The following is a 13880-nucleotide window of genomic DNA, read 5'->3' as shown; positions in this document are numbered from 1 at the left end:
CGAGTAAGATGCGTTGTCCTTACTGCCAATATGAGGATACACAAGTTAGAGATTCACGTCCTGCAGAAGAGGGAGCAGTGATTCGACGTAGGCGTGTGTGTTCCGTTTGCGGTGGTCGTTTTACAACTTTTGAACGTGTTCAGCTTCGTGAGCTTTTAGTTTCTAAAAAAAGTGGACGATGTGAGCCGTTTGATCGTGATAAGTTAATGCGATCAGTCGAGGTAGCTGTCCGTAAACGCAATATTGATCCTGAGTATATTGAACGAGCAATTTCTGGCATTGTGCGTCGGCTTGAGAGTTTGGGAGAACCAGAGATTGCTTCGGAAAAAATTGGACATCTTGTCATGGAAGCATTGAAAAGTATTGATGATATTGCTTATATTCGTTTTGCTTCCGTTTATCGAGATTTTCGTAATGCAAGTGATTTCCACGATGTGATCGACGAGTTGTCGAAGACTATAATAAATTCAGAATCTTGTTTTGATGAATAAAAAAGCGCAAGATGAGCGGTTTATGGCTGCTGCTATCCGTTTAGCAGAGCGTCATGTCGGTCTTACTGGTGAAAATCCTTCAGTCAGCGCATTAATTGTGCGAAATGATGACGATGTAGGGACGTTTATTGTTGGTTATGGTGTAACAGCTATCGATGGGAGGCCTCACGCTGAAGTGCAGGCTTTACATATGGCTGGTGCTTTAGCAAACGGCGCTACCGCTTATGTAACTCTAGAACCTTGTTCACATTATGGCAAAACTTCACCGTGTGTGAATGCACTTATTGATTCTGGTATTTCACGGGTTGTTATTGCTCTGACTGATTTAGATAAGCGGGTTAATGGTCGTGGCATTGCTTGTTTACGTGCGGCTGGTATTGAAGTAGTTGAGGGAATTTTGGCCGAAGAAGCCTTTGAAGCATTGTGTGCACATTGGTGTATAAAAAAATTGCAACGCTGTGCAGTTACTTTAAAAATGGCAATTTCTGCTGATAACGGTATAGGAAAAAAGGGGCAGGGTAGAATAAAAATTAGTGGAGTATTTTCTCATACCCATACCCATATTTTACGTGCTCAAAATAACGCTATTCTTGTTGGGATTGGTACTATCTTAACGGATGATCCACAATTAAATTGCCGTTTGCCAGGGATGGAAATGCGTTCACCTATACGTGTTATTTTGGATGCAGATTTGTGTATTCCGCTTGATGCAAAAGTTGTACAAACAGCAACAAAAATTCCTACATGGATTATTTGTGACGCGAATCTTTCGAAGCAAAGCAAAAAAATAGTTTTGGAACAGTGTGGTGTATCTATACATTCGATAGAAATGAGGAATGGTTACATGCCGCCTTTTGCTATTTTACAGCTACTTTATCAACATGGAATCAATAGTGTTTTACTTGAGGGAGGTGTTAAAACAGGGGAAGAGTTTCTAAATGCTGGTTGTGTAGATCACTTGATATGTTTTTATGCGCCCATTATTTTAGGTAAAAATCGTATTGAAGCGCCCCGTTTTGGACATTATCTTTCGCAGTTTCATGAAGTGGAGACAAGAATGTTTGGAAATGACCGTTTTTATAAATGGAGGCGTAAGACATTATGTTCACAGGGATTATAACGGATGTCGGTTGTGTTGAAGATGTTAAACCTCTAAACCAAGGAGTACGTTTTACTATTTCTACCCATTATGCTATGGAACGCTTAGAAATTGGGGCATCAATTGCATGTTCAGGAGTTTGTCTAACAGTTGTTGAGCGAAAATTAAGACAAGAAAATACTAATTTCTTTGCTGTGGAAGCGTGGGAAGAAGCGTTGCGTTTAACCAATCTTGAACAATGGATAAAAGGAACTTTTGTTAATTTAGAATGCTCGTTACGATTAGGCGATGAAGTGGGTGGGCATTTGGTTTCTGGCCATGTTGATGGTTTAGCTGAGATTATTGATAAAAAAAATGAAGGGGAGGCAGTTCGTTTTTTTTTAAAAGTTCCAACACAATTCTCACCCTTTATTGTAAATAAGGGTTCTATAGCACTTAATGGGACATCTTTGACTGTTAATTGTGTTGAGGATTGTATTTTTGATGTTCTTATTATTGGCCATACACTTAAAGTAACGACTTGGGGACAAGCAAAAATTGGAGATCGAGTCAATTTAGAAATCGATCAATTTGCTCGGTATGCAGCAAAATTGTCTGGCTTTAACATGAAAGATAAATAAGCTAAAAATTTATTATGGTTTTAAAACTGTGTACTTTTTAATTTTAAATTTATTTGTTAACTTTTTCTTGTAGGATCTTGTTATGATAAAAGATATACATAAAAAACCGCATCTATTGATTGTTGAAGCGCGTTTTTATGAAGAAATTTCTGATGCACTTCTTGCGGGTGCAGTGAGTGCTTTGCAAAAAGCGGAGGCAAGCTACGATATTGTTACAGTTCCTGGGGCGTTGGAAATACCAAGTGCAATAGCTTTTGCGGAGAATAATAATGAAGTGCTTTACGATGGTTATGTAGCACTTGGTTGCATTATTCGAGGTGAAACATATCATTTTGAAATTGTTGCAAATAATTCTTGTCGGGCACTGATGGATTTAGCTGTCTACAAGCAATTGGCTATTGGAAATGCTATTTTGACTGTTGAAAATGAACAATTAGCATGGGCGCGTGCAAAGAAAGATGAGAAAAATAAAGGTGGTTTTGCTGCTGAGGCTGCTTTATGTATGATTTCTCTAAAAAAGAGATTTGGAGATAATCGTTAAATATGGCTGATCTAAAAGGCACATATTCTCCGCGTTTAGCCAATAAGCGTGGAGCAGCACGGCTGGCTGCAGTGCAAGCACTCTATCAAATGGATATAATAGGTTCTGGTGTGATGGAAACAGCAGTTGAGTATGAGACTTACCGTTTAGGAAAAAATATTGATGGGGATCAGTATCTTGATGCTGATTTTCAATGGTTTTTAGCTATTATAACGGGTGTTACAAAGGATCAAAAACAACTCGATCCTATGCTTCATCAACAACTTTCTGCAGAGTGGTCTCTCTCACGTCTTGATTCTATATTACGAGCAATTTTACGTGCAGGTTTATGGGAGTTAATTAACCGAAAAGACGTGCCTGTTGCAGTTGTTATGAATGAATATATTGATATAGCAAAAGCTTTTTTTGAAGGCGATGAGCCAAAACTTGTGAATGCAGTTCTTGATGGTACGGCAAAAAAAGTTCGCCTTCAAAAATAGCGTTATAATATTGATGCTTTTAGAGTTTTATAAAGACTGTTATTCTTTAATTATGTCTTACTAAATTGGCAGGGCCTTTTATAATTTGAAGCAAGAAAGGCTCTTCCTTTGTAGCGGTTGGTGTTGTTTGTGTAATAAAATCAAATACTTTCCCATCTTGTAAGCCATAGTTGGCTATCTTAGCAACCTGTTTATTTTTATTAAAATAAATGGCTAATACTTTACGATCAATGATTTTTGTCTTCATAAACTGCATCCCACGGTATCGAGTTTGTGAGATATAATAAAAAACTTCACTGTCATATTTTGTTTTTAGTGAGGGAGTTCCTAAAGTTAAAATAATTTGTTCCTGACTAGATCCGACACTGATAGAATTAAGAGCATTTTTGTCAAGAACGTAGCCTTCTTGATATATCTGACTTGTACCTGAAGTATCAATAATACTACAACTGGAAATTACTATCATACTTACTGCTAGTAAACTAATCGATAACTTTTGTCTGATTAAATCTACTCTATAGGGTAACTGAAACAATTATATCTCCATTTTATACTTAGATGTATGACAAAAAGGCAGCCACAAGTTTTCACATTTTAGCTTATCTACCATAGATCACACTAAATTTCTCTGCTATGAACTAAATTATGCCATATAGAATTTCTGTAGAAAAGAAAAAAATAAATGCGATGTGTTTTAGCTCAATAAAAATACAATTTATTACAGCTGTTACTATATTTGGGAGTTGCCAATGAATGTTCAAGATGTTTTTCAAATGACATTTGCTTTGGCATATCCAGTATCAGTGCGTTCATTATCCGCCAAAGGCATAAAAGTCCATATTCGTGCAAACCAGCGAGAATGTGAACATTTAGCTAAGAATCATGATTTAGTTGAAGTAAAATTTTGTGAAGGAAAATTCCATATTTTTCCGTGGAAAAAGCGAGGAGTACGTGTAAAAGGTTTATTGCGGGCACGTGTAATACAGTTATGTGTTGTCACACTAGAGCCACTAGAAAATAATCTCTATGAAAATATTGAGGTTTTTTTTGTTCCCGAAAATTCAAATTTGATGAAGCCAAAAATATCAGAGAATACAGGAGAATTATTTTTAGATGTTGAAGGACAAGATACGCCGGAAGTGTTTTCTGGCGATAAAATTGATATTGGTGCAATCATGGAAGAATTTTTTGAATTATCCATTAATCATTATCCGCGCCAGGAGGGCGTAAAGATAGATGGAATTGAAAATTTGGAAGATGCTAAGCAAAAACTATCGCCGTTTTCTGTTTTAAAAAACTGGAAGTGATTGTAAAAACATAAAAAAATTATCTATTGTATACTCTTATAAAAAAAGTATTTTTACGGAACTATTTTCACACAGCATGTTTTGTGGTCGATTAATAGCAAAAAATCGTAATGTGCACGTAGGAGCGTAAATGAAAAAAAGATGTGGGATATGTAAGCGTGATTAGAATTTCTGTGGATGTGATGGGCGGTGATTTCGGTCCGGAAGCAACTATTGCAGGAGCAGCAATTGCACAAAAATATTTGTCAAATGTTTATTTTCTGTTTTACGGAATTGAGGAGATTGTTAAGCCGGTTCTCAAAAAATACCCTTGTTTGACTTCTGTTTCGCAATTCTGTTCTACAGAGGCTTATACGCGGATGGATGAGAAGCCAAGCCAAGCACTTCGCAATGGACGTGGGAAGTCATCTATGTGGTATGCAATTGAAGCAGTAAAAAATGGCGAGGCTGATGCTTGCATTTCTGCTGGCAATACTGGCGCACTCATGGCAATGTCTTACTTTTGTTTAAAAATGATGGCGGAAGCTGAACGCCCTGGAATTGCAGGTATTTGGCCAACGCTTCGCAGTGAGAGTATTGTTTTGGATATTGGGGCAACAATTGGTGCATCTGCTAGCCAGTTAGTAGATTTAGCGGTTATGGGGGCAGGTATGTTTCGCGCCTTATATCACACAGAAAAACCAAGTGTTGGGCTTTTGAATGTTGGTGTTGAAGAGGTTAAAGGCCTTTATGCAATAAAAAAGGCTGGAATGATATTGCGTAAACTACAATTAGAAGGTTTGGAATATAAAGGATTTGTCGAAGGCAATGACATTGGAAATGGGACGGTAGATGTTGTTGTAACAGAGGGATTTTCTGGTAATATTGCTTTGAAAACAGCAGAAGGGACTGCGCGGCAGATGGGGAAAATCTTAAACTCTGCTATGCGTAGTTCTTTTTTAGCCTCTCTTGGTTATATTTTGTCGCGGGGTGCTTTTCGTACACTGAAGCATAAAATGGACCCCGATAGAGTGAATGGTGGAGTGCTTTTAGGTTTGAACGGTGTTGTCATTAAAAGTCATGGCAGCGCTAATGCTAAAGGTTTTGCTTCTGCTATCCGTGTTGGTTACGAGATGGTTAATAATGGACTTTTGAAAAAAATAACTGCTGATTTACGGCAGTTTCATGAGGTTAAAGAAACACTTTTTGATCAAGAAGATGAAGCAATGATGAATGGGGAGAACATATGGTAAGCTTTTGTGATATAATTAAAGAGTTAGAAAAAAAGGTTAGGGGCGAATGATTCGATCCATTGTTCGTGGCGTAGGAAGTGCTTTGCCCCAAAAAAGCTTATCGAATGATGATATTGCAAAGTTTGTTGAAACATCAGATTCATGGATTGTTCAGCGTACAGGAATACGTCAGCGTTACATTGCTAATGCAAATGAAACAACTGTGTCTCTAGGGGTAAAAGCTGCACAAGCTGCGCTTATAAATTCTGGTTTAACAATAAAGGATATTGATTCTATTATTTTAGCAACCTCGACGCCAAACCATACTTTTCCTGCTTCTGCTGTTGAAATTCAACATGCTTTGGGAATGAGCCATGGATTTGCTTTTGATATTCAAGCTGTGTGTTCTGGCTTTATTTTTGCTTTAACAACAGGGGATGCCTATTTACGTTGTGGGACAGCAAAGAGGATTTTAGTCGTTGGATCTGACACATTTTCTCGGATTTTAGATTGGAAAGATCGTGCAACATGTGTTTTATTTGGTGATGGTGCGGGTGCTGCTGTTTTAGAAGCAAAGGAAAATGGGGATGGTATTGCTTTTGATCGTGGTATATTGTCTACGAAATTGCGCTCTAATGGTGCGTATAGAGATAAGCTGTATGTTGATGGTGGTCCTTCAACAACTCAAACAACAGGTCATTTGCGCATGGAAGGGCGAGAAGTTTTTAAATATGCAGTTGGTATGATAACAGATGTGGTTGATGAGTGTTTTTCGGCTGTTGATATAGATTCTTCACAATTAGATTGGTTTGTGCCTCATCAGGCCAATAAACGTATTATTGAAGCATCAGCTAAAAAATTAGGAATTTCCATAGATAAAGTTGTAGTTACTGTTAATCAGCATGGTAATACATCTGCAGCATCGGTTCCATTGGCTTTAACAACAGCTGTTCAGGATGGAAGAATTAAAAAAGGAGATCTCGTCATGTTAGAGGCTATGGGAGGCGGGTTTACATGGGGAGCGATTCTTATTCGTTGGTAAATTATAGTCGCTTGACCATATTTGAATAAAACGTATAAGTCATTTTGTAATTTTTAATATTTGAATAGGTGGTTATAATGACAAGTAAGACAGTGACGCGTGCAGATTTAGCGAGCGTAGTTTGCAGAAAGGTGGGCTTGTCACACACTGAATCAGCAGCTTTGGTTGAATTGGTTTTGGATGAAATTTGCAATTCACTTGTGAGAGGTGAATCAGTAAAATTATCTTCTTTTGCGACTTTTCAAGTTCGCAATAAAAATAAACGCATTGGACGCAATCCAAAGACTGGCGTTGAAGCACTTATTCCACCGCGACGTGTGGTGACATTTAAGGCTGCAAACGTACTTAAACAGAGCATTTTAGATTCCCATCGTGCAAGGCAAAAAAAATAATATTACACTAATAAATACTGTATAATGTTTAGTGTTTTTTTTAAAAGATTGCAGTAGAAGTAGAATTTTACATTTTTGAAAAATGTAAGAGGTTTTTTAGTGAAGATGTAATTATTTATAGCCCTATTTTTAACAAATCTTGCTGAGAGATTGAAAGTTGGTAAATTGTTTCAGTATCATTTGTAGTTTTTTAGATAAGGTGTTGCAAAATGGATAAGAGCTCTGATGCTTTTCGCACAATTAGCGAAGTAGCTGAGTTATTAGAACTTCCACAACATGTATTAAGATTCTGGGAAACACGTTTTAAGCAAATTAAACCAATGAAACGTGGAGGAGGAAGGCGTTATTATCGCCCGGTTGATGTAGATCTTCTCAATGGTATTAAAAAGTTATTATACGATCAAGGCTATACTATAAAGGGTGTGCAACGTCTTTTAAAAGAGAATGGTATTGCTTTTGTTACGGCATTTGGTAACGGTGATCTTGATGCCATGAAGGTTGTACTAGAAAAGAAAAATATAGGAAAAACTTTTGAAATCGTTAACAATAAGCCTAAAAAGTCTTCTTTTGGTTTTTTGGGTTTCATGAAAAGCGAGGGAGAAACATCCATCGGTTCTGTTAATATTTGCAAAGATAAAACCGATAAAGCATTGTTGCAAGAAACACTATTTGAATTAATTGAATGTAAACGTGTACTTGATAGAGCGCGGTAACGGTAGTTTACTGTATCCTAATTTCTTTTATAATTTTAGCATACTTTTAGGCGCTTATTAGACGGCGCAAATCTGGTGCTGTTGCTTCATATGTGAGTTGCTTAATTGCGTCTTCTAGAGATAAAGAGATTTGATTTTTGCTCCCTAAACGGCGCATATTCACACTATTTGTCTCGGATTCACGTTTTCCGCAGACTAAAATTACGGGAACTTTTTGTAAAGAATGTTCACGGATTTTATAGTTAATTTTTTCATTACGAAGATCTGATGTTGCAGAAATCCCAACAGCTTTAAGTTTTGCCGTTATTTTTTTTGCATATTCATTTGCTTCGGATGTAATTGTTGCTACAATGACTTGTTCAGGCGCAAGCCAAAATGGTATATGTCCAGCAAAATGTTCAATTAATATACCAAGAAAGCGTTCCATTGATCCAAAAATGGCACGGTGAATCATGACTGGTTGGCGTTTTTCTGAATCTTTACCAATATAGAATGCACCAAAACGTTCAGGAAGATTAAAGTCTATTTGTGTTGTTCCACATTGCCATTCACGACCTATAGCATCTTTCAATGTATATTCAAACTTTGGACCATAAAATGCACCTTCACCTGGAAGGATACCTGTTTTGATTTTTCCTGCAAGTTTTGTTTCAATAGTTTTAAGAACGGATTTCATGATGTTTTCTGCATGATCCCATAATGCATCAGATCCGACTCTTTTTTCTGGACGTGTTGAAAGTTTAAGGGTAATTTCTTCAAAACCAAAATCAGCATAAGTGGATAAGATTAAATCATTAATACTTAAACACTCATCAGCTAACTGCTCATCTGTGCAAAAAATATGTGCATCATCTTGTGTAAAACTACGTACACGCATAAGGCCATGTAGAGAACCTGAGGGCTCATAACGATGAACAATACCAAATTCAGCAAGCCTAACAGGTAGATCTCGGTAAGATTTTAAACCATGTTTAAAAATCTGCACATGTCCAGGGCAATTCATTGGTTTCAGAGCGTACACATTTTGATCATCCCAATCCTCAGCTGCTGGAATTGCTTTGAACATATTTTCCTTATACCATCCCCAATGCCCAGATATTTCCCAGAGTGATCTATCTAGAACTTGCGGTGCATTAACTTCTGCATACTGATGATCATCAAGACGTCTACGCATGTAATTGATCAAATTTTGGAACATTTTCCAGCCTTTTTTGTGCCAAAAAATCATTCCTGGCCCTTCCTCTTGAAAATGGAATAAGTCCATTTCACGTCCCAAACGACGATGATCGCGTTTTTCGGCTTCTTCTAGCATGTGTAGATAGGCTTTTAAGTCATTTTCATTAGCAAATGCTGTGCCATAAATTCTTGTTAGCATTGGATTATTAGCATCGCCGCGCCAGTAGGCTCCTGCGACTTTCATCAGTTTAAAGGCATTTCCAATTTGTCCAGTAGATTGCATGTGTGGTCCACGGCAAAGATCAAACCAATCGCCTTGATAATAAATTTTTAATTCTTGATCTGCGGGGATATTATCGATGAGTTCAACTTTATAAAATTCACCTTTTTTAGCAAAAATTTCTCTAGCTTTTTCACGAGACCAAATTTCTTTTTTAAAAGGTTTATTACGTTGAATAATTTCGCGCATTTTCTTTTCAATGATGGTTAAATCATCTAATGTAAAAGGTTGTTGACGTGCAAAATCATAATAAAAACCATTTTCAATGACGGGACCTATCGTTACTTGCGTTTCAGGAAAAAGTTCTTGTACAGCTTCAGCTAGAACATGTGCACAATCATGACGTATGAGCTCGAGAGCACGCGGATTTTCTCGGGTAATGATTTCTATTTGACCAGATTGTCCTAATGGGTCTGATAAATCTCGAGTGCTTCCATTAAGGTTATAGGCGACAGCTTTTTTGGCAAGTGATTTAGAAATGGATTCTGCTAATTCTAAACCAGTCATTTCGGAGGGATAATCACGTTTTGAACCATCAGGAAAGCAAAGAGAAATAGAACAAGACATAGAACACCCCTTTAATCCAATTCCGCTAACAATTACGGATGGTTTTGTAAAAATTTAATAAACATTATAGGCTTAATAAGCCTTTTTTTATCAATATGCGCCAAAAAAGAAAAGAACTATTTATTATGCTTTGCAGAAATTTTCCAATAGCGCCAAGGTTTATAAAAACAATAAAACTTTTCAAGAGAAGTAGGCACTGGATCGAAACCATATGTTCCAAATGGTCCACAACGTATAATACGAAAAAGTCCCATCCATGCTCCAGCCCATAATCCATGGCGTGCAATCGCTTCATAGGCATATTCTGAACAGGTTGGTGCGTGGCGACATTGATTTCCTATAAAACTAGAAAGTGTTATTTGATAAAAACGTATCAATAGAATGCCAAATAGTCGTCCAGGTGTTTTTTTCCAAAAACCCGTATAATTTCGAGTTTGTCTCTTTTTTTGTTGAGGTTGTAATTCAAGCATTTACTTTTTTTCGATTTGTTTTATACAATCTATAGTTGCATCAAAGGGAAGCATTGTTGATGCATGACGCACTTTGTAGTCTTTTATGGGCTGCAAACAGGAAAACGCTTCAAATGGGGTTTGAGGAGGTGGACCATCTTTGGTTAGCATATGATAGATAATATTACGTAATATTTTAAGATTTTGTGTTGTTTGCCCCACGATATGAGATGCTAAAAGTGAAGCAGAGGCTTGTCCTAGCACACATGCATGCACTTCATGGGCAAAATCTGTAACGATGTCATTTTCTACTTTTAGATCTACAGATATTGTTGAACCGCAAAGATGTGCATATTTTTTTGACGTTGCATCTGGATCATTAAGACGTCCAATTCTGCTTATTTCCGCGGCATATTTCAATACGTTATCGCTATAGATATTGTTAATCATCAGCTATTTCCTGAAATTTTCAGAGTTGTGATTGTTTAAGCTTTTAATTCGCTTATATAGAGATTATACAAAATAAAATAGATATGTAGCAAATGCTTTGTATAGGGTAGGCTTGGAGTTTTAAATGCATAATGTTGTTAAAGAAGCTACGACAGACTCGTTTTTATCTGAGAAAAATCGTCCTAGCTTTGAAGAGGTGGAAGCAGCGATTCGTACATTGCTATTATGGGTTGGGGAAGATCCAAAGCGAGAAGGGCTTTTAGATACCCCAAAGCGTGTAGCTAAGGCATATCGCGAACTTTTTTCTGGTTATGGCAAGTCGGTTGAAGAGATCTTAGGCACGTTTTTTGAAGAAGTTTCAGGGTATAATGAAGCAATAATAATAAAAAATATCCCCTTTTATTCACATTGTGAACACCATATGATTCCAATTGTTGGTAAAGTTTATATTGGCTACCTTCCTGATACAAAGGTTATTGGCCTTTCGAAAATTGCCCGTGTTGTGGATGTTTTTTCTCGCCGTTTACAGACACAAGAAGCAATGACAGCTCAAATAGCGAATGCTTTAGAAGTTCATTTAAAGCCTCGTGGTGTTGCCGTATTGATTGAGGCTGAGCATATGTGCATGGCGATGAGAGGAATCCAAAAACAGGGTTCTAAAACAATTACGACAAGTTTTAATGGTTGTTATGAAAAGGATAAAATTGTACAGGCTAATTTTATGATGATGGCTCAAAGATTATAGTAAAAAGTTTGTACTTTAATGATTTATTGTTGGACTAAAAGTTTTTCAAGATCAAATAAATCATTGGAATGCGAAAATAGGCTTGTGCCTTGCTGTATGATTTGTTAAAGCCAAAGAACTAGCATGTTTTGCTTCTCACTATGTGCGGTCGTGGCGGAATTGGTAGACGCGCAGCGTTGAGGTCGCTGTGGGGCAACCCGTGGAAGTTCGAGTCTTCTCGACCGCACCATTTAAATTTTCTATAGCGTGTGTGAGTTGTTATTTTTAAGTGGTTTTTGTTGTTAACTTATTGCTAGTTTTTCCTTCGTGTATTATTTGTTAGTGTACTTCTAGTGATTGTTTTATTTAAATTTTTCAGGTATTTTGTTCTTTTAGCCGGTGATTTAGAGTATTGAATATTTTCAATAAGGTTGAGTGGTGTGGTATTTTTAAAGTATTTAGCATTCTTTATCTGTATTTCTTTGTTAACCGCATGTAGTAAGTCTCGTGCTGTTCTATGGCATGGGGTACATGCGACACCGTCTATGATCGCAGTACAAAGGGAAGTTGAGGATGTCCCGATTCTTCCGAAAGCTATTGTTCCGATATATGTTGCCACAAGTCGCATGATGCAAAACAACTATTCTCAGCCGTATGGGGCAGAGCGATCAAATACGGTGCACTATAATCGTGTTGACGTAGGAATTCCTCAAAAACATGTGAAGGGTATTGTTGAAATAAATGCGTATAAACCTACTCATGACAAATATTTTGCAGCAGTGGCATTGCAAAAATACAATAACAAAGAAGAGTTTAAACAGCAATTAAATGCTGCTTTAGCAAAAAAGCCAAAAGGAAAAAGAGAAATTTTCCTTTTTATTCATGGTTACAATAACAATTTTGCAGATGGTACATTTCGTACAGCCCAGTTTACATATGACTATTCTCTAAATGTTGTTTCTGTGCATTATTCGTGGCCGTCTGCTGGATCAATACCTCTTTATATTTATGACCGTGATAGTGCCAATTTTGCGCGTGATGGGTTAATAGAACTCTTAACGCTTATAAGTGAAACCAATGCTGACCATATTTCGGTTATTGCGCATTCTATGGGAAATTTTGTTATAATGGAGGCATTTAGAACTCTAGCATTACAGGGAAAGTATAAACCTATTCGCCGTATTACAAGTTTCTTAATGGCAGCACCAGACATTGATGTTGATGTTTTTGAACGTCAACTTAATGATATTAAGAAATTACCTCACCCAACAGCTATTTTGGTATCTCGTGCAGATAAAGCTCTTGCTGTTTCTGGGCGCTTGACAGGTGGACATCATCGTGTAGGCGATGGTTCAGATATTGAAATGTTGCGTAAAAATGGCATAAGTGTTTTTGACTTTTCTCATGTTGATGGTGGAACACACACCGTTTTCGCATCTTCACCAACTTTAATGGCTCTTTCCCGAGAGGGCTCTTTAGCTTCAACAATTATGCAGGGTACAGAATTATCACCAAGTCAAGCGCTTCTTGCTGATAGCAGTAGTATGCTAGAGAAAACAACGCATCTTATTCTTTACACACCTGTACGTTTATTAAATCCACTAGCTTCATATTAAGTGTAAGAACAGCAAAAATCTATCATTAAATATAAACGAATTGCAAACAATGTTTTTTTAGCATTTTCTTTAGAATGAATTTGTAATGTAAAAATAAATAGCGGGATGAATGTAAAAACCAGTTATTAAATGAGTTTATGATGCTTGCACGAAAACGCTATTTCAATACGCCTACATCAGTTGATTATTTATCTCATTCTGCGATTAAGTTATTAGATATTCATACTATGCTTTTGAAAGTGAGAGAAGATAATATGGGGGAAAAACCAAGTTTATTGCGTCAAATTGATTCTACACAAAAACGCTTAGATGAGATAAGTCATGCTCTTATTTTAGAGTATCGCAAACGCCAAGAAAATGAGCGCTTTTTAAAACAAATTTTAGTATCAATTTCAGATCAGCTTTTTTCACTTAATAATGGTTTCAAGGAAAGTGGACGTCTTTTTTTTCAAGAGATTAGGATGCTTCAATCTCAGATACAGTATTTTTATGAGGGTAAGAAGAGACAGCATGTATTAGATACCCAAGAACCTTTTTATTCTCCATCAAAAATTGATGAAGTTATTAAACAATTACAAAAAGCACGAAAAAAACTTATTGTTGAAAGTCCACATCTTTTTGAAAAAGAATGTTAAAACTTAAAAATGAAAGATTTTTTAAAGCGAACATATTGGTAAAAACAAACTAATTTTCTAGCAATGGTGTATCTAGAAGATTAGAACC

The 13880-nt window shown here is 36.7% G+C and carries 17 protein-coding genes and 1 tRNA gene; 14 read left to right on the top strand and 4 right to left on the bottom strand.

Annotated elements, in window-relative coordinates:
- The first annotated feature begins 8 nt into the window (after positions 1-8).
- The 5 genes from nrdR (at position 9) to nusB (ending at position 3230) form a co-directional block, all read left to right on the top strand.
- The gene (nrdR, locus tag WCP76_RS06095; protein ID WP_336294791.1) at positions 9-491 is read left to right on the top strand and encodes a transcriptional regulator NrdR; all 483 of its coding nucleotides are present in this window, start codon (positions 9-11) and stop codon (positions 489-491) included.
- Complete coding sequence (gene ribD, locus WCP76_RS06090; RefSeq protein WP_336294790.1) at positions 484-1611, top strand: bifunctional diaminohydroxyphosphoribosylaminopyrimidine deaminase/5-amino-6-(5-phosphoribosylamino)uracil reductase RibD; 1128 nt, start codon at positions 484-486, stop codon at positions 1609-1611. Before nrdR ends, ribD begins: the two co-directional genes overlap by 8 nt.
- Positions 1593-2210 (top strand): riboflavin synthase, encoded by a 618-nt coding sequence (locus tag WCP76_RS06085; protein ID WP_336294789.1) that lies wholly within the window; start codon positions 1593-1595, stop codon positions 2208-2210. Before ribD ends, WCP76_RS06085 begins: the two co-directional genes overlap by 19 nt.
- 82 nt (positions 2211-2292) lie before the next feature.
- Complete coding sequence (locus tag WCP76_RS06080; protein ID WP_336294788.1) at positions 2293-2751, top strand: 6,7-dimethyl-8-ribityllumazine synthase; 459 nt, start codon at positions 2293-2295, stop codon at positions 2749-2751.
- Positions 2752-2753: 2 nt separating this feature from the next.
- Positions 2754-3230: a transcription antitermination factor NusB gene (gene nusB, locus WCP76_RS06075; protein ID WP_336294787.1), complete on the top strand. Its 477-nt coding sequence runs from the start codon at positions 2754-2756 to the stop codon at positions 3228-3230.
- Between the two features lie 46 nt (positions 3231-3276).
- Here nusB and WCP76_RS06070 read toward each other — a convergent pair whose 3' ends face one another.
- Complete coding sequence (locus WCP76_RS06070) at positions 3277-3696, bottom strand: outer membrane protein assembly factor BamE (RefSeq protein ID WP_336294786.1); 420 nt, start codon at positions 3694-3696, stop codon at positions 3277-3279.
- Positions 3697-3979: 283 nt separating this feature from the next.
- Here WCP76_RS06070 and WCP76_RS06065 point away from each other — a divergent pair, with 283 nt between their 5' ends.
- The 5 genes from WCP76_RS06065 to WCP76_RS06045 all read left to right on the top strand — a co-directional run bounded on the left by WCP76_RS06065 (position 3980) and on the right by WCP76_RS06045 (position 7895).
- The gene (locus tag WCP76_RS06065) at positions 3980-4537 is read left to right on the top strand and encodes a YceD family protein (protein ID WP_336294785.1); all 558 of its coding nucleotides are present in this window, start codon (positions 3980-3982) and stop codon (positions 4535-4537) included.
- Positions 4538-4695: 158 nt separating this feature from the next.
- Positions 4696-5769, top strand: a complete 1074-nt coding sequence (plsX, locus tag WCP76_RS06060; protein WP_336294784.1) for a phosphate acyltransferase PlsX — start codon at positions 4696-4698, stop codon at positions 5767-5769.
- Positions 5770-5815: 46 nt separating this feature from the next.
- Positions 5816-6790 (top strand): beta-ketoacyl-ACP synthase III, encoded by a 975-nt coding sequence (locus WCP76_RS06055; protein WP_336294783.1) that lies wholly within the window; start codon positions 5816-5818, stop codon positions 6788-6790.
- Between the two features lie 77 nt (positions 6791-6867).
- Positions 6868-7182, top strand: coding sequence for an integration host factor subunit alpha (locus WCP76_RS06050; RefSeq protein ID WP_336294782.1), 315 nt, complete (start codon positions 6868-6870; stop codon positions 7180-7182).
- A 209-nt stretch (positions 7183-7391) separates the two neighbouring features.
- Positions 7392-7895 carry a MerR family transcriptional regulator gene (locus WCP76_RS06045; RefSeq protein ID WP_336294781.1) on the top strand — a complete coding sequence of 168 codons (504 nt, stop codon included), beginning with the start codon at positions 7392-7394 and terminating at the stop codon, positions 7893-7895.
- 46 nt (positions 7896-7941) lie between these two features.
- On the opposite strand, the gene thrS is transcribed toward WCP76_RS06045, so the two are convergent.
- From thrS to WCP76_RS06030, 3 genes are all read right to left on the bottom strand, one after another.
- Positions 7942-9918: a threonine--tRNA ligase gene (gene thrS / locus WCP76_RS06040; protein ID WP_336294780.1), complete on the bottom strand. Its 1977-nt coding sequence runs from the start codon at positions 9916-9918 to the stop codon at positions 7942-7944.
- A 116-nt stretch (positions 9919-10034) separates the two neighbouring features.
- Positions 10035-10388 (bottom strand): membrane protein insertion efficiency factor YidD, encoded by a 354-nt coding sequence (yidD, locus tag WCP76_RS06035; RefSeq protein ID WP_336294779.1) that lies wholly within the window; start codon positions 10386-10388, stop codon positions 10035-10037.
- Positions 10389-10817 (bottom strand): iron-sulfur cluster assembly scaffold protein, encoded by a 429-nt coding sequence (locus WCP76_RS06030; RefSeq protein WP_336294778.1) that lies wholly within the window; start codon positions 10815-10817, stop codon positions 10389-10391.
- A 124-nt stretch (positions 10818-10941) separates the two neighbouring features.
- Between WCP76_RS06030 and folE the strand changes: the two genes are divergently transcribed.
- The 4 genes from folE (at position 10942) to WCP76_RS06010 (ending at position 13792) form a co-directional block, all read left to right on the top strand.
- Positions 10942-11562 (top strand): GTP cyclohydrolase I FolE, encoded by a 621-nt coding sequence (gene folE / locus WCP76_RS06025; RefSeq protein WP_336294777.1) that lies wholly within the window; start codon positions 10942-10944, stop codon positions 11560-11562.
- A gap of 144 nt (positions 11563-11706) precedes the next feature.
- A tRNA-Leu gene (locus WCP76_RS06020) sits at positions 11707-11791 on the top strand.
- Between the two features lie 181 nt (positions 11792-11972).
- On the top strand, positions 11973-13157 hold the full coding sequence (locus tag WCP76_RS06015; protein WP_336294776.1) for an alpha/beta hydrolase: 1185 nt from the start codon (positions 11973-11975) through the stop codon (positions 13155-13157).
- 140 nt (positions 13158-13297) lie between these two features.
- Positions 13298-13792 (top strand): hypothetical protein, encoded by a 495-nt coding sequence (locus WCP76_RS06010; RefSeq protein ID WP_336294807.1) that lies wholly within the window; start codon positions 13298-13300, stop codon positions 13790-13792.
- The last annotated feature ends 88 nt before the right edge of the window (positions 13793-13880 follow it).

It is taken from the genome of Bartonella vaga (assembly GCF_037070895.1).
Taxonomy (GTDB): domain Bacteria; phylum Pseudomonadota; class Alphaproteobacteria; order Rhizobiales; family Rhizobiaceae; genus Bartonella.
The sequence above is the reverse complement of the archived record's forward strand: the minus strand, read 5'-3'. Positions and strand labels throughout refer to the sequence as shown.

What these genes read in the sequence shown, in the direction of transcription:
- WCP76_RS06055 (WP_336294783.1), top strand. Translation starts at nt 5,816, where the DNA reads ATGATTCGATCCATTGTTCGTGGCGTAGGAAGTGCTTTGCCCCAAAAA.
- WCP76_RS06065 (WP_336294785.1), top strand. Translation starts at nt 3,980, where the DNA reads ATGAATGTTCAAGATGTTTTTCAAATGACATTTGCTTTGGCATATCCA.
- nrdR (WP_336294791.1), top strand. Translation starts at nt 9, where the DNA reads ATGCGTTGTCCTTACTGCCAATATGAGGATACACAAGTTAGAGATTCA.
- WCP76_RS06045 (WP_336294781.1), top strand. Translation starts at nt 7,392, where the DNA reads ATGGATAAGAGCTCTGATGCTTTTCGCACAATTAGCGAAGTAGCTGAG.
- WCP76_RS06010 (WP_336294807.1), top strand. Translation starts at nt 13,298, where the DNA reads ATGCTTGCACGAAAACGCTATTTCAATACGCCTACATCAGTTGATTAT.
- WCP76_RS06070 (WP_336294786.1), bottom strand. Translation starts at nt 3,696, where the DNA reads ATGATAGTAATTTCCAGTTGTAGTATTATTGATACTTCAGGTACAAGT.
- yidD (WP_336294779.1), bottom strand. Translation starts at nt 10,388, where the DNA reads ATGCTTGAATTACAACCTCAACAAAAAAAGAGACAAACTCGAAATTAT.
- WCP76_RS06085 (WP_336294789.1), top strand. Translation starts at nt 1,593, where the DNA reads ATGTTCACAGGGATTATAACGGATGTCGGTTGTGTTGAAGATGTTAAA.
- WCP76_RS06030 (WP_336294778.1), bottom strand. Translation starts at nt 10,817, where the DNA reads ATGATTAACAATATCTATAGCGATAACGTATTGAAATATGCCGCGGAA.
- thrS (WP_336294780.1), bottom strand. Translation starts at nt 9,918, where the DNA reads ATGTCTTGTTCTATTTCTCTTTGCTTTCCTGATGGTTCAAAACGTGAT.
- nusB (WP_336294787.1), top strand. Translation starts at nt 2,754, where the DNA reads ATGGCTGATCTAAAAGGCACATATTCTCCGCGTTTAGCCAATAAGCGT.
- WCP76_RS06080 (WP_336294788.1), top strand. Translation starts at nt 2,293, where the DNA reads ATGATAAAAGATATACATAAAAAACCGCATCTATTGATTGTTGAAGCG.
- folE (WP_336294777.1), top strand. Translation starts at nt 10,942, where the DNA reads ATGCATAATGTTGTTAAAGAAGCTACGACAGACTCGTTTTTATCTGAG.
- WCP76_RS06050 (WP_336294782.1), top strand. Translation starts at nt 6,868, where the DNA reads ATGACAAGTAAGACAGTGACGCGTGCAGATTTAGCGAGCGTAGTTTGC.
- ribD (WP_336294790.1), top strand. Translation starts at nt 484, where the DNA reads ATGAATAAAAAAGCGCAAGATGAGCGGTTTATGGCTGCTGCTATCCGT.